Raw genomic sequence first — 13,558 nt, forward strand, 5'->3', positions numbered from 1 at the left:
ACCACTACCTTAAAAAGAGCGTCATCATAAATATCAAAAAAATCACACAACTATTTTTGACGATTCATCCAATTTTTACAGGGTACGGTCAATAGGAAAAGAAAAGAAATCATGTGCAGCTTCAGTCAGCGGGAATATATCGCGGGCTTCTTTGAGTAATTGTTTCAGTGACTCTTCCCCTTGGTACCGTGCACTAATATGGGTCAAAATCAGTCTTTTTGCGCCTGCTTCCTGCGCTGTTTTTGCTGCCTGTTCTGTCGTACTGTGATAATAATTATAGGCTAGTTCTGCATCTTCTTTCCCAAATGTTGCTTCATGGACTAACACATCCGCATTCTTGGCAAGCCTTGTTATATTCTCGCACAAACGGGTATCTCCTGAAAATGCAACGATTCTCCCTTTTTTAGGGGGTTCCAAATAATCGGTTCCATCAATCATTCTTCCATCTTCGAGTGTAACGGTTTCCCCATTTTTCAACTTCTGATACAAAGGTCCAGGTTTTACACCGATTTTTTTTAGGTCTTCGGCTTTTAGTGCACCGGGTACATCTTTTTCCACGACCCGATAACCGTAAGCTGGGATCCCATGAGACACTCGTTTTGCTTCTACTTGAAAGGTATCATCTTCAAAAACGATCCCTTCCTCTATTTCTATGATATGCAGCGGATAAGTCAAATGCGTTTGTGTCGCTGAAAGTGCCGCGTTTACAAAAGCTTTAATGCCGCTTGGACCATATATCGTCAATTTATCCTCTCCGCCTTGAAAGGACCTGCTGCCAAGCAGACCTGGGAGACCATATACATGATCACCGTGCATATGCGTGATAAAGATCTTCTCAATTTTTCTTGGTTTAATCGTTGTATGTAATATTTGATGCTGCGTCGCTTCTCCGCAATCAAAAAGCCACACGGCTTTTCTCTCTTCTAAAAGCTTCAGCGCAGTGCAAGTGACGTTTCTTGTTTTTGCAGGAATGCCTGCACCTGTTCCTAAAAAGAGCAGTTCCATTACGATTTCCTCCTACAGCCGGTATACAATCTCTTCATTCATATAGAATACATGAAGACAGGATAAATGTGAATTCAGCGGAATTTTTGAAAAAAGTCAAACTTGGGCAGAAAAAGTCGAATCAAATGTTTGCTTTACGAACAATGAACCTTTAAAATAAAGAAAATGTACATACATTCTCGGTTTTTACAACAATGCTACGAATAAAGTGAGGTACTTTTCGTGAATACAGAAACTAACTATCCAAAAGCAGTCATTGTCATCTTTGGCGCAACAGGAGACCTTGCAAAACGCAAGCTCTACCCTTCTATACATAGACTTTATCATAGCGGAAAGCTTGGAGATCAATTCGCTGTTGTAGGTGTTGGACGTCGTCCTTGGTCTCATGAAGACCTAAGAGCTGTGGTAAAAGAATCGGTCTCTTCTGATGATGCAGAAGCAAAAGCAGAGGAATTTATTTCTCATTTCTATTACCATGACTTTGATGTCTCAAGCCCTGCTTCCTATCAAGCACTGAACACACTTCTTTCTGGTCTTGAAGATACATACAGTATCCCAAATAACCGGATGTTCTATTTAGCGATGGCACCGGAATTCTTCGGAACCATTGCGAAGTTTTTAAAAAGTGAAGGCGTATCAGAAACGACTGGATGGTCTCGACTTGTCATTGAAAAACCGTTTGGTCATGACCTCCCTAGTGCCAAAACATTAAATGAAGAGATCCGAGATGCATTTACAGAGGATCAAATTTATCGTATTGACCACTACCTCGGTAAACAGATGGTGCAAAACATTGAGGTGATTCGTTTTGCGAATGCGATCTTTGAACCGCTTTGGACAAACCGTTACATTTCAAACATTCAAATCACATCGAGTGAATCATTAGGCGTCGAAGACCGTGCGAGATATTACGAGAGTTCTGGTGCACTGAGAGATATGGTCCAAAACCATATGCTTCAAATGGTTGCACTACTAGCCATGGAGCCGCCGATTAAGCTCAATACAGAGGAAATCCGTAGCGAAAAACGGAAAGCATTGCGTGCGCTTCGTCCTTTCTCGAAAGATGAAGTGGATCAATTCTTTGTCCGCGGACAGTATGATGCAGGAACGATTGATGGCAATATGGTTCCTTCCTATCTTGAAGAGCAAAATGTGGACCCAAACTCCAACACAGAAACATTCGTTGCAGGGAAACTTCTCATCGATAACTTTAGATGGGCCGGGGTACCATTTTACATTCGTACAGGAAAACGTCTAGAAAAGAAATCCACTCAAATCGTGGTGCAATTTAAAGACATTCCGATGAACCTGTACTATGGAAACGGGAATTCCATGCATCCAAACTTACTTGTGATTCACATTCAGCCAGACGAAGGCATTACCCTTCACCTGAATGCTCGCAAGCTTGATGGCGGAACGTATGCTAAACCAATTAAGCTGGACTATCAAACAAATTACAACGACATCATGAATACACCAGAAGCGTATGAAAAGCTGATTCATGACTGTTTGCTAGGTGACGCAACAAACTTTGCCCACTGGGATGAAGTGGCACTGTCTTGGAACTTTGTTGATCCAATTTCAAAAAAATGGGCTGAAACCAAAACGTTAAAACCAAATTACCCTGCTGGTTCTATGGGACCAAAAGAAGCAGATCAGCTTCTTGAAAAAGATGGATATCACTGGTGGAATATATAAAATCAACGAAAAAAGAGCAGTCTCCCGATTGAGGGGGTTCTGCTCTTTTTTTAAAGTCGTGTTTTCGTAATTTCAACCGTTGAAAAATCAAATTTATCATAGCGATGATGGCTAAAGGAATATTCAAACGGCCGGCCTGTGTTTAAATAAGCCACCTGCTCCACTTCTAGCACCGGATCCGTAGGGTCACAACCTAAATATTGCTGATCAAGCTGATCTGATTTAGCCGCTCTAATTTTTTTGTGCGCTCCTGCCACTTTTAAATGAAGTGTGTTTGTAATGTAGCTATAGATAGACCCCAATAAAACCTCTTCATCTATTCCCTTAATGACATTGACAGGCATAAAGGTTTTTTCTAATACATATGGCTCTTCTTCCACCAAACGGAGCCGAATAATGTCATAGACGGGTGTGCTTGAGTCAATGGATAAATGAGCTGCCACCTCTTCACTTGGAAAATGCACATCAAAGCGAATGATTTGGCTCGTCACGTTTTTATCTGCCATCACTTTCGTGAACCCTTTATTTTCATGACCTGATACGTTGATCGCACCTTGATTTAGCGCTGCCTTCACAATAAATGTGCCATGACCTCTTTTTCTAAAGAGCAGACCTTCCGCCACTAAAAGATCAAGCGCACGCTTCATCGTCATTCTGCTGCATTTAAATTCAGCGGCAAGCGAGTTTTCATCTGGAATGGGTTGATCTTCTGGATAATATGCTGTTCCTATTCTTTTTCTAATTTCTTCTGAAATGAGTTCGTACTTTGTCATCTCACACCACCAACTGACTTGTTTTTTCATATCCTATCATAGCGCTTTCTAGCCTTCCTCTCATTCTACACTAAGCCTAGTGCGCTTAAAAGGTTCGAGCCACTTTCATTTCAATCCTTTCATCTTTACATAAGAAAAATACTTGCCCTTTTCAAGGAAAGAGCAAGTATCTTGATTAGAAACCATTATTCTCTGAAACCGATTGAAACCAGTAGCCACTTTTTTTGATGGTACGTTTCCCGTCTTTCTCAAGGTCCACTGAGACAAATCCATAGCGATTTTTATAGGCATTCGACCATGACCAATTATCCATAAACGTCCACAGATGATAGCCTTTTACATGACTTCCTTCTTGAATGGCTTGATGCACCCATTTAAGATGCTCAGAAATAAAATCAATGCGGTAATCGTCATGAATCATTCCTTCTTCATCCTGAAACCGCTCTTCTCCTTCGACACCCATTCCATTTTCAGAAATAAAGCATTCAATATTCCCATAGTCTGTCTGGACTTTTTTCAATATATCGTAAATACCCTTTTCATAGATTTCCCAGCCGCGGTACACATTCATTTTTCTGCCTGGCATTTCAAAAGAATCGAAATAATGGTCTGGCATAAATGGTGCATCAGGGTGAGGCATATGTTCCTTTGCTTTCACTCTTCTGGGCTGATAATAGTTGATGCCGAGAAGGTCGATCGTGTTCTCTTGAATGAGTTCAAGGTCTCCTTCCTCCATAGCTGGCATCAATCCTTCTTTCTTTAACACGTCCACTAGCTTTTCAGGGAAATGTCCTTTCACTGCTGGATCTAGGAAGGACCGGTTAAAGAAGGCGTCAGCCATCTCAGCTGCTTCGACATCCCGCGGATTCTGGCTTCGCGGATACGAAGGAGTAAGGTTGAGGATAATGCCTATTTTCCCATCCTGCTTCATCTCTTTATAAGCCGCAATGGCCTTAGCATTTGATAAAATCTCATGAAATCCAACTTGCACTGCCTTTTGGAAATCAACTTCGTTTGGATAATGGAAGCTATACATATATCCACCCTCTACAGGAACAATCGGCTCGTTATGGGTAAACCATTTTTTCACCCGGTCGCCAAATAGCTGAAAACACAATGTCGCATAGCTGACATAATCGTCTACGACCTGCCTGTTTACCCATCCTCCCGTCTCCTGAAGCGCCATTGGCATATCAAAATGATACAAGTTCACAAACGGTTCAATGTCACTCGCTATCAGTTCATTGATCACATCATTGTAAAAAGCCACAGCTTCTTCATTAACAGCCCCTTTTCCCTCAGGTAAAAGGCGTGACCATGAAATAGATAGACGAAACGAGTTGTGCCCAATCTCCTTCATGAGTCGGATATCCTCTTTGTATTTACGATAAAATTGCGAGGTTACACCTGGACCGACGCCCTGAAAAAAACGATTCGGCTCTTTTTCAAACCAGTGATCCCAAATGTTCGGACCCTTTCCATCTCCTGGATAACTGCCTTCTGTTTGCGTAGCAGAGGCAGAAGATCCCCACCAGAAACCTTCTGGAAATGTATATGATTGACTGTTAGTTTCCATCGACATGCATTGAGTCTCCTTCACCTTTGATGTTTGTTTGTTTCGTTTTTTCTGTCGTGACTATTTTTTCATTTTTCACATTCATACGATCAATAAATTTTAGGAACGGGAACCAAATGACAAACACAATCATTAAATTAAACAGCTGAAGCAGACCGCCCGCTAATGAATTTGTTGCCATGACTCCGCTAATAAAGATCGGTACTGTCCATGGAATATTCACGCCTGTCGGAGGCGGCACAATACCTGCGGCCATCGCAAAATAAGAAATACAAGTAATCACCATTGGCGCCAAAATCCATGGAATGAGAATAAGCGGGTTCATCACAATCGGTAAACCGAAGATAATGGGTTCATTGACGTTAAATAAACCTGGTCCTAAGCCGAGCTTTGCTACTTGTTTCAATTGCTTACTTTTAAGAAAAATTAAAATCGTAAACACAACAGCTAGCGTCATACCGGTTCCACCCATACCCACTGTATAGATTTCGATAAACTGCTTGCTAATGATGTTCGGAACCTCACCTGTTTTTGTGTAGCTTTCTAGATTTTGAATGGACAATGTATTCCAAATCGGGTCCATGACAGAGTTGATAATAATTTGGCCGTGGAGCCCAAAGAACCAAAGAATTTGTATAAAGAAAATAGCGATCAAGGTCGGAATGATACCGCTTCCAAGTCCGACAAGCGGCGCCTGAATCGCATTGTAAATCAAGTCATGCATGTTGGTTTTGAACCCTTGTGTAATGATGATATTGATCAGTAAAAAGGTTGTGAGTGTCAAAGTAGCCGGGATGAGTGCAGCAAAAGATTTAGAAACAGCTGGCGGAACCCCTTGCGGCATATTGATGACAAATTTCTTTTGGACAAAATAGCGATAAATTTCAGCAGACAAAAAGCCTGTGATCATTCCAAGGAACATCCCCTTTGCGCCCAAACGATCGACTGGGATGACGCCTGCAATGGATGCACCGCCCTCTTGTTCTAGTAAAAATGGCGTAAGGAGCAGAAAAGAGGCTAAAGCGATCACACCGCCAAAGACAGCTTCCACATCATAGCTTTTCGATAAATAGTAGCCAATCCCAAATACAACAAACACACTCATAATGCTGATGGTCGCACTAGGTGCAATATTCAGTGCAGACTGAACACCTTCCAGTGCTGTTTGACTCATGATCTTATCTAAAAATGGCAGATTCATTAATACGACCATGATGGAACCAAAAATCGTTAATGGGAACGCAAGCATAAAGGCATCCCTTAATACCCCTAGATAGCGATTGTTGTTCAATCTCCCAGCAATCGGAACCAAAATCGCACTTATTTTATCAAACATTGGTTTCCCCCCTTGTTTACACCCTTTATTGTTTCAATGATTGCAATATCGGTAAGAGCTCTCCCACAATCTCTTTTATTGTCATCGTTGACATGAAATGATCTTCGGCATGCATGAGCAGCAAGGAGAATGAAATCGTTTCTCCGCTTGCCTCTTGCTGTACCATTTGAAAATGGATATCATGTGCATTCCGCAAGTCATCTTCCGCTTCTTTGAGAAGGTCAGATGCTACTGTTTCATGACCTTCTCTAAATTGTTTAAGAGATTGAAGCAATTTGCTTCGTGCATTTCCGCTGTGTAAGATCAATTGAAAACTGATTTGTTCTTCCGTGAGTCCTTCGAGTGTTTTCTTTTCCATCCTTTAAGATTCCCCCATCAATGAAACCGCTTGTTCATACGCTTTTTGACCATCTGCTAGCCCATACGCCTGCATATCGATGACCTCTACTTCAATCCCATATTTTTGAGCTTCTTTTTGAAGATCCCCTTTTAAAAAGCTCATTTGCGGTCCAATTAATACAACATCGGCATGTGCCATTTCTTTTTTCGCTTGGTCTTGTCCGACTGCCCAAATCTCTGCTTCTTCCCCTATAGACTCAGCATGTGCCTTCATCTTTGTGACTAGTAAACTCGTAGACATACCTGAACTGCATGCTAATAAAATACGTTTCATTTCTCTCACCCCATTGTTGTAATAAAAGCGCTTCCAGTTAATATTATATATTTTTATTTTTAAATGTCTAGACATTTAATTATATATGTCTGTATTTTATTTTAAAAATGACCGTATCAATATTCACAACAAGCTTTCAGAACAAAAAAGATCTCATCCAGATATGAACGAGACCCCTTTTCTTTTAAAAAATACTCTCCGAATGAACCATAAAGTAGCTTCTTCTTCTGAAGACAGTCTTTGAGAACTTTGTTAAAATAAGTGCGAATGACTTAGCTCATTCAAAAACCCAATTTTTCATCCCATAAATCATGAGAAGTAACTGCCCAGAGATGGAAACAGATTCTATTCCCACTCAATTTGATGGATAGGTAAACGTCTTTTGCTGCTACTTTTCGAATCTATTCATATGTTTGCAATCAAAAGGAGTGGATATCATGGCAGTCACTCATTTGTGTGAAGCCTGTAAAAGAAACGAGATTGATGTTGTAAAAATTTCTGATGAACCAGCTCAGCCTTATCGATTATGCAATGATTGTCAAAGGCGGCTCTTAACCTATTCTTTACGGCCAATTGAATGGTATCACTTAGCAATCATCCACTCTCCAAAGAAATTTTTATTGCACGATGATTTTTATGAAGAAGACGGAGAGGCTTGTCAGCCAGAAGAAGATGTATTGGTCACAGCAGAAGAGAAAATACCCACATTACAAGCGGTTCAACACGATTTGGAGTCTTTATTAGATTTCTCAATCACAAGATGGTTTCTTCAATACGATGTCATCAATGCCCTGAAAAAACACGATACACAAAAAATGTTGATGTCTGTAAAATCTAGATTTTATGGAACGGAAAATCATGAAGTTAAATCAAGAATGCTGGAGATCGCAGCTGATGTTTTAGGTACTACAGCTTCGGATTGGGTAAGAGAGCTTTGGGAGAATGATGCCGATAAATTTTTTCATCCGCTTTCTTGGGCAGCAGCCAGTAGTTTACCAGCCGAGGAAGGAATGAGACGTATTTTTGATCAATTGAAATGTGTAAGTGAAAAGGAATTGCCAATGACGGCTCTCTCCAGCCTATATCGTTTCCGTTCACATCACATACTTGATTGGATGGAGTCTCATTGCTCCTCTTTTAACGACAGTTGGGGCAGGTTGGCATCAGCATGCTTTCCAACATGGCTCAGAATGAAATCTTGGCTAAACAAAGGAAGACCTTTCAGTTTAATTGCACTCGATACAATGGCGAACTGTCTAGCAGTTAAAAACGATCCATTTATCGAGGAGTTATCACCTAAAATACTTCGTACAGATATCAATGAAATAGAACCCATTTTATATGATTATCTTCAAAAAGATGGCGTTCCTCGTGTCAAAACGAAAGTAGGCATCATCGTGAAGAACAAAGAAGCCATATTTGAAAAAGGCGAATAAATGGATAAAAGCGTGTGCAATGTTTATGCTCACGCTTTTCACTAGCATGACAACATACTAGATCATAATTTGATGTTGTGTTATCCTCTGAGCCCAGCCCGTGTTCATCACGATTATCCTTTTCCTGCTTGGAATCCAGGGTACTTGGTCATACCGCCGTCTACATATAACGTCAACCCTGTCACATAGCTCGCCTCTTTTGATGCAAGCCAGACAGCACATGCTGCCACTTCTTCCGGTTTTCCGATATAACCAATCGGTATCAGCTCAATGACGCCCTTTTTCAATGCTGGATCATCAAATTTTTCGGCATTGATCGGGGTATCAATTGCACCTGGTGCAATGCTGTTTACACGAATTTTTTTAGGGGCATATTCTAGTGCCAGCGTTTCTGTCAAAAGCTTGGCGCCTCCTTTACTTGCTGCATAATGGACAAAATGAGGCCACGGAATTTGCTGATGGACCGACGACATATTAATAATCGACCCCTCGATCCCGTGTTCTGTCATATACTTTAATGCATCACGGCACCCTAAAAACATACCTGTTAAATTGGTGGACATCACTTTGTTCCAGTTATCTAGCGTCATTTCAGTTGAAGGAACTTCATTTTCAATTCCTGCATTATTGATCATGACATCAAGACTGCCATATGTATCAACAGCTTGATTAATCATCGCCTTCATATCCTCTTCTTTTGATACATCCCCTTGAATTTTCACAGCCTGTCCGCCACTTTTTTGAATCTCAGCAATCGTGTCGTCCGGGTTTTCTTTATCTGAGAAATAATTGATCACTACATTGGCTTTTTCTTGTCCAAACCGGCGCGCCATCGCCTGACCTATCCCTGTACCTGCTCCTGTGATGAGAACTGTTTTTCCTTCCAAATCTGGATACATTCGCTTAAAACCTCCTATTTTGTAAAACCTAGTAGCACACCACCTGCGATAATCATCAAGCAGCCTGCAATGACAAAGCTTGTTTTAGATGCTTTCTCTTTTAATAAATAAATACCGCCTAAAGTCGAGATGACAATTCCTGTTTGAGACATGGAAAAACTTACTGCTACGCCAATGAGTGGAATCGCCAAAAGAAGCCCTAGATTTCCTGTCGACCACACAAGACCAGCAATGATATTTCTGAACGTATATTTGCTAAACGGGTCTTGCTTTATACTAATCGCTAACGATGAAAGCAGCATGCCGACAGATTGCGGAACGAGCGCAGACCAACCATCTATATGAAACCATCTTAAAATGACGACATATCCGACGTAGCCTACGGTTGAGATGAGCAAAATGATGATTCCCTTTTTAAAATTGCCGCCCTCGTTTCCGCCACTCTTTTTTTGACCAAGTGATGTCATGACAACGCCAGCAATAATAAATAAAATGGCACAAGAACCAATAAGTATGACCGTCATAGTTTGCCATTCTTTGAAGACGATGACACCAAATAATGTCGTGCTCACAAGCTGCATACCCGTTGATAAAGGAACAGCCTTTGACACCCCTAGAAAAGCGACACTTGAAAGCTGATTCATTTGCCCTATACTCCAAAAGATCCCAGAGATAACGGAAACCGCAAAAATAAGCGGTGTCAGTTCCGGCATTTTGATCAAATAGGCGCCGATTGAAAACAAAAAAGCGCCGAGGGTAATGCCGAGTGTTTGCTGATAGGCATTCCCGCCAAGTTTGACACTGATGAGAACAATACTTCCCCAAAATATCGCTGGGAGAAGTGCATATAAAATGCCCACTTCTATCCCTACTTTCTGTTCTTTTTTACTTAGCATCCCTCTTTTTCGGATTTTTAGCCGAATAGATGTAAACACAAAAAAGACCTTACCAAAGGTAAGGTCTTTTGAGGTTTTATACTTATTTCATCCATTCAGTATGGAAGATGCCTTCTTTATCTGTGCGCTCATACGTATGTGCGCCGAAGTAGTCACGCTGTGCTTGAATTAAGTTAGCTGGAAGGACAGCTGTACGATAGCTATCAAAGTAAGCTAGTGCACTTGAGAATGAAGGAACAGGAACACCTTGTTCTACTGCAAGTGAAATCACTTTACGAAGTGATGATTGATAGCTTTCTACGATATCCTTAAAGTAAGGATCAAGCAATAGGTTTTTCAATTCAGGGTTACGGTCATATGCTTCTTTGATTTGCTGCAGGAAGGCTGCACGAATGATACATCCACCGCGGAAGATCATCGCAATTTCACCGTATTTCAAATCCCAGTTATACTCATCAGACGCTGCTTTCATTTGCGCAAAACCTTGTGCATATGAGCAGATTTTACTCATGAATAGGGCTTTTCTAACCGCTTCGATCAGCTCTTGTTTATTCTCTGCTGATTGCGCTGGCTTAGGACCTTCAATTAATTGACTTGCTTCAACACGCTCATCTTTCATTGCTGAAATGTAACGCGCGAAAACAGATTCAGTAATGATTGGAAGCGGAACACCTAGATCAAGAGAGCTTTGGCTCGTCCATTTCCCAGTTCCTTTTTGTCCAGCTTTATCTAAGATCACATCCACAAGCGGCTGATTTGTTTCTTCATCCACTTTTGTGAAAATGTCAGCTGTAATTTCAATTAAATAGCTGTCAAGCTCGCCTTTATTCCACTCTGAGAATACTTCATGAAGCTCCTCTGCTGACAATCCTGCCACATGCTTCAAGATAAAGTATGATTCAGAGATCAATTGCATGTCTCCGTACTCGATACCGTTATGAACCATTTTGACATAATGTCCTGCTCCATCTGGACCGATATACGTTGTACAAGGCTCACCATCTACTTTCGCAGAGATGGCTTCTAAAATTGGTTTCACTAGCTCGTGCGCTTCTTTTTGACCGCCAGGCATGATAGAAGGACCTTTAAGTGCGCCTTCTTCACCGCCAGAAACACCTGTACCAATGAAGTGAATACCACTTTCCGCAAGCTCTTGGTTACGTCTTTGTGTATCCTTGTAATATGTATTTCCACCATCAATTAAAATGTCACCTTTCTCTAGGTGAGGCAATAATGATTGAATGGTTGCATCTGTTGCTGCACCCGCTTTTACCATTAAAAGAATTTTACGCGGCGTTTCAAGCGATTGAACAAATTCTTCAATGCTGTATGTGCCTACAACGTTTTTCCCTTGTGATTCTTGAAGAAACTCTTCTGTTTTGCTGCTAGATCTGTTATAAACGGACACGGAGAAACCGCGGCTTTCAATATTTAGGGCAAGGTTTTTCCCCATAACGGCTAGTCCAACGACACCGATTTGTTGTTTTGACATAATTCTGACGTCCCTTCTAACACACTATATTGATTACTGCTGAAATGATGTACCCTTTGAAATTACCACAACATCACCTCTTTTATCAAGTTTTCAGGCTAGTCATTTCCTCTTTCGTCCTGAAAAAAGTCTTTATTAAAACTTGTACCACTTGTTTTGCTCTCTTTTTCCTTAATGGTTACTCCTCTTTGGATGAGTGGTTTACCGTATTTTTCTTTCAGTCCGTCTAAAAGAGATTGGAGCGGTTCGTCTTTTGCATCTTCTGTATAAGAGAATAAATCAAGCTGCTTGACGGCTGATTTTCGTTCCACAAGATCGGTCCCCGTCACACCTAAAAGTCTTACTGGCTGGTCATTCCAATGCTTTAGGAATAGCTGCTTTGCCGCCTCAAATAGATCTTCCTTTCGATCAGTTGGATTCGTGAGTGTGACGCTCCGTGTGATATTTTTCCAGCTTGCATACCGAATCATAATGAGCAGCCGGTTCGCCATCACTTCTTTTCTTCGTAATCTGGCACTCACCGATTGCGACAGTTTCTCTATTAATGAGACGAGTTCATCTGTATCATCAGAATCGTGAGGAAGAGTGGAAGAATTGCCGACAGATTTAAATTCGTATATTCTTTCTGGATCGACAATGCCGTCATGCTCTCCGTTTGCCTTTTGCTTTAACCTCGGTCCATTGATGCCTAATAACTCTTTCAGCGCATATTCATTCGCTTTTGCTAAATCTTCAATTGTATGAATTCCGATGGTTTTCAGCTTATCTGCCGTTTTCTGTCCAACCCCATGCATGTCACCTGCAGGGAGCGGCCAGAGCATTGTCGGGACATCTCGTTTACGCAAAATGGTAATGCCCATTGGCTTTTTCCAATTAGACGCCATCTTCGCTAGAAATTTATTCGGTGCAATGCCAATACTCGATGGAAGCATGAGCTCTTCTACGAGCCTCGTTTGAATATCATGAGCGGTTTTCACGGCATGCTCAGCATAAGGTGTATCGGTTAAATCAATATAGCCTTCATCAATTGAAACGGGTTCAACTAAGTCACTATATTCTCTTAGTATGGTAAACATTTCTTGTGAGGAGCTGCGGTACCGGTCGAAGTTGGGTGTACGCACAATCAGTCCCGGACATAGCCGCTTCGCTTCCCAAAGTGGCATCGGCGGCTTCACCCCGAGTGCTCTTGCCTCGTAGCTGCAGGTTACAACTATGCCTTTGCGCTCTTTTGCATTTCCGCTAATGGCTAAAGGTTTCCCTCTCAAAGAAGGATCATACGCCATTTCTACCGATGCATAAAAACTATTCATATCAATATGAAAAATGATTCGCCCCTTCTTTTGAGAATCAGCCATTTGCTTGCCTCCTTAGGTGATCTACTTTCCTTCACTTCACCGTGATTTCACCTGTTTGTTCCATTAGACATTTCATATGGTGTATAGTACACTGTGAGTAATGAAATGGATGTGATAATCATGATTATTGATACATTCAATGAAGTCTTTTTCCTTGTTGAATTCTTTACGATTATTCTTCCAGCGCTGACCGCCATCGGTATTGCTTTCTTATTAAAAGACTGCCGAATGAACGAGCACCTCGGAGGACATCGTTTAGAAGAGTTGGACGCATCTTGTTTGAATCGAACAGACTTTCTGTTTATCATATATGATCGCATTACAACTTGGATTAGTAAAGTCATTCGAATGAAAAGATCATCAAATGATGATGAAGACCATTCGCTTCCTCTCTCTTATTAGATTTTATTATTGAGGAG

General features: G+C 41.2%; 13 protein-coding genes. 3 read left to right on the forward strand and 10 right to left on the reverse strand.

Features of this window, described 5'->3' with window-relative positions:
* Nucleotides 1–75 precede the first annotated feature (75 nt).
* Nucleotides 76–1,005 (reverse strand): ribonuclease Z, encoded by a 930-nt coding sequence (rnz, locus tag N521_RS07575; RefSeq protein WP_035390762.1) that lies wholly within the window; start codon nucleotides 1,003–1,005, stop codon nucleotides 76–78.
* 222 nt (nucleotides 1,006–1,227) lie between these two features.
* Here rnz and zwf point away from each other — a divergent pair, with 222 nt between their 5' ends.
* Complete coding sequence (gene zwf, locus N521_RS07580) at nucleotides 1,228–2,703, forward strand: glucose-6-phosphate dehydrogenase (RefSeq protein ID WP_035390764.1); 1,476 nt, start codon at nucleotides 1,228–1,230, stop codon at nucleotides 2,701–2,703.
* Between the two features lie 50 nt (nucleotides 2,704–2,753).
* On the opposite strand, the gene N521_RS07585 is transcribed toward zwf, so the two are convergent.
* The 5 genes from N521_RS07585 to N521_RS07605 form a co-directional block, all read right to left on the reverse strand.
* The gene (locus N521_RS07585) at nucleotides 2,754–3,476 is read right to left on the reverse strand and encodes a GntR family transcriptional regulator (RefSeq protein ID WP_017357941.1); all 723 of its coding nucleotides are present in this window, start codon (nucleotides 3,474–3,476) and stop codon (nucleotides 2,754–2,756) included.
* A 175-nt stretch (nucleotides 3,477–3,651) separates the two neighbouring features.
* Nucleotides 3,652–5,058, reverse strand: a complete 1,407-nt coding sequence (locus N521_RS07590; RefSeq protein WP_035390766.1) for a glycoside hydrolase family 1 protein — start codon at nucleotides 5,056–5,058, stop codon at nucleotides 3,652–3,654.
* Nucleotides 5,042–6,388, reverse strand: coding sequence for a PTS cellobiose transporter subunit IIC (gene celB, locus N521_RS07595; protein WP_035390768.1), 1,347 nt, complete (start codon nucleotides 6,386–6,388; stop codon nucleotides 5,042–5,044). Before celB ends, N521_RS07590 begins: the two co-directional genes overlap by 17 nt.
* 25 nt (nucleotides 6,389–6,413) lie before the next feature.
* Nucleotides 6,414–6,746, reverse strand: coding sequence for a PTS sugar transporter subunit IIA (locus N521_RS07600; RefSeq protein ID WP_035390769.1), 333 nt, complete (start codon nucleotides 6,744–6,746; stop codon nucleotides 6,414–6,416).
* A 3-nt stretch (nucleotides 6,747–6,749) separates the two neighbouring features.
* Nucleotides 6,750–7,061 carry a PTS sugar transporter subunit IIB gene (locus tag N521_RS07605; RefSeq protein ID WP_017367558.1) on the reverse strand — a complete coding sequence of 104 codons (312 nt, stop codon included), beginning with the start codon at nucleotides 7,059–7,061 and terminating at the stop codon, nucleotides 6,750–6,752.
* Between the two features lie 437 nt (nucleotides 7,062–7,498).
* On the opposite strand from N521_RS07605, the gene N521_RS07610 reads away from it, so the two are divergent.
* The gene (locus N521_RS07610) at nucleotides 7,499–8,497 is read left to right on the forward strand and encodes a hypothetical protein (protein WP_035390771.1); all 999 of its coding nucleotides are present in this window, start codon (nucleotides 7,499–7,501) and stop codon (nucleotides 8,495–8,497) included.
* 113 nt (nucleotides 8,498–8,610) lie between these two features.
* On the opposite strand, the gene N521_RS07615 is transcribed toward N521_RS07610, so the two are convergent.
* The 4 genes from N521_RS07615 to N521_RS07630 form a co-directional block, all read right to left on the reverse strand.
* Nucleotides 8,611–9,396: a glucose 1-dehydrogenase gene (locus tag N521_RS07615; RefSeq protein WP_017367560.1), complete on the reverse strand. Its 786-nt coding sequence runs from the start codon at nucleotides 9,394–9,396 to the stop codon at nucleotides 8,611–8,613.
* Between the two features lie 14 nt (nucleotides 9,397–9,410).
* Entirely contained in the window at nucleotides 9,411–10,256 is an 846-nt protein-coding gene (locus tag N521_RS07620) for a GRP family sugar transporter (protein ID WP_035390999.1), read from the reverse strand.
* Nucleotides 10,257–10,374: 118 nt separating this feature from the next.
* Nucleotides 10,375–11,784: an NADP-dependent phosphogluconate dehydrogenase gene (gndA, locus tag N521_RS07625; protein ID WP_035390773.1), complete on the reverse strand. Its 1,410-nt coding sequence runs from the start codon at nucleotides 11,782–11,784 to the stop codon at nucleotides 10,375–10,377.
* Nucleotides 11,785–11,882: 98 nt separating this feature from the next.
* The gene (locus N521_RS07630; protein WP_007501120.1) at nucleotides 11,883–13,139 is read right to left on the reverse strand and encodes a DNA polymerase IV; all 1,257 of its coding nucleotides are present in this window, start codon (nucleotides 13,137–13,139) and stop codon (nucleotides 11,883–11,885) included.
* 120 nt (nucleotides 13,140–13,259) lie between these two features.
* Here N521_RS07630 and N521_RS07635 point away from each other — a divergent pair, with 120 nt between their 5' ends.
* A complete protein-coding gene (locus tag N521_RS07635) occupies nucleotides 13,260–13,541 on the forward strand; it encodes a hypothetical protein (RefSeq protein WP_008342247.1) in 282 nt (93 codons plus the stop codon).
* Nucleotides 13,542–13,558: the final 17 nt, after the last annotated feature.

The organism is Bacillus sp. UNC125MFCrub1.1, assembly GCF_000701305.1.
Classification (GTDB): Bacteria; Bacillota; Bacilli; order Bacillales; family Bacillaceae; genus Bacillus; species Bacillus altitudinis.

Bases quoted from the DNA above. Each gene is read 5' to 3' on its own strand.
- N521_RS07600 (WP_035390769.1), bottom strand. From the start codon at position 6,746: ATGGAAAAGAAAACACTCGAAGGACTCACGGAAGAACAAATCAGTTTT.
- N521_RS07635 (WP_008342247.1), top strand. From the start codon at position 13,260: ATGATTATTGATACATTCAATGAAGTCTTTTTCCTTGTTGAATTCTTT.
- N521_RS07615 (WP_017367560.1), bottom strand. From the start codon at position 9,396: ATGTATCCAGATTTGGAAGGAAAAACAGTTCTCATCACAGGAGCAGGT.
- N521_RS07605 (WP_017367558.1), bottom strand. From the start codon at position 7,061: ATGAAACGTATTTTATTAGCATGCAGTTCAGGTATGTCTACGAGTTTA.
- N521_RS07585 (WP_017357941.1), bottom strand. From the start codon at position 3,476: ATGACAAAGTACGAACTCATTTCAGAAGAAATTAGAAAAAGAATAGGA.
- gndA (WP_035390773.1), bottom strand. From the start codon at position 11,784: ATGTCAAAACAACAAATCGGTGTCGTTGGACTAGCCGTTATGGGGAAA.
- rnz (WP_035390762.1), bottom strand. From the start codon at position 1,005: ATGGAACTGCTCTTTTTAGGAACAGGTGCAGGCATTCCTGCAAAAACA.
- N521_RS07630 (WP_007501120.1), bottom strand. From the start codon at position 13,139: ATGGCTGATTCTCAAAAGAAGGGGCGAATCATTTTTCATATTGATATG.
- celB (WP_035390768.1), bottom strand. From the start codon at position 6,388: ATGTTTGATAAAATAAGTGCGATTTTGGTTCCGATTGCTGGGAGATTG.
- N521_RS07590 (WP_035390766.1), bottom strand. From the start codon at position 5,058: ATGTCGATGGAAACTAACAGTCAATCATATACATTTCCAGAAGGTTTC.
- N521_RS07610 (WP_035390771.1), top strand. From the start codon at position 7,499: ATGGCAGTCACTCATTTGTGTGAAGCCTGTAAAAGAAACGAGATTGAT.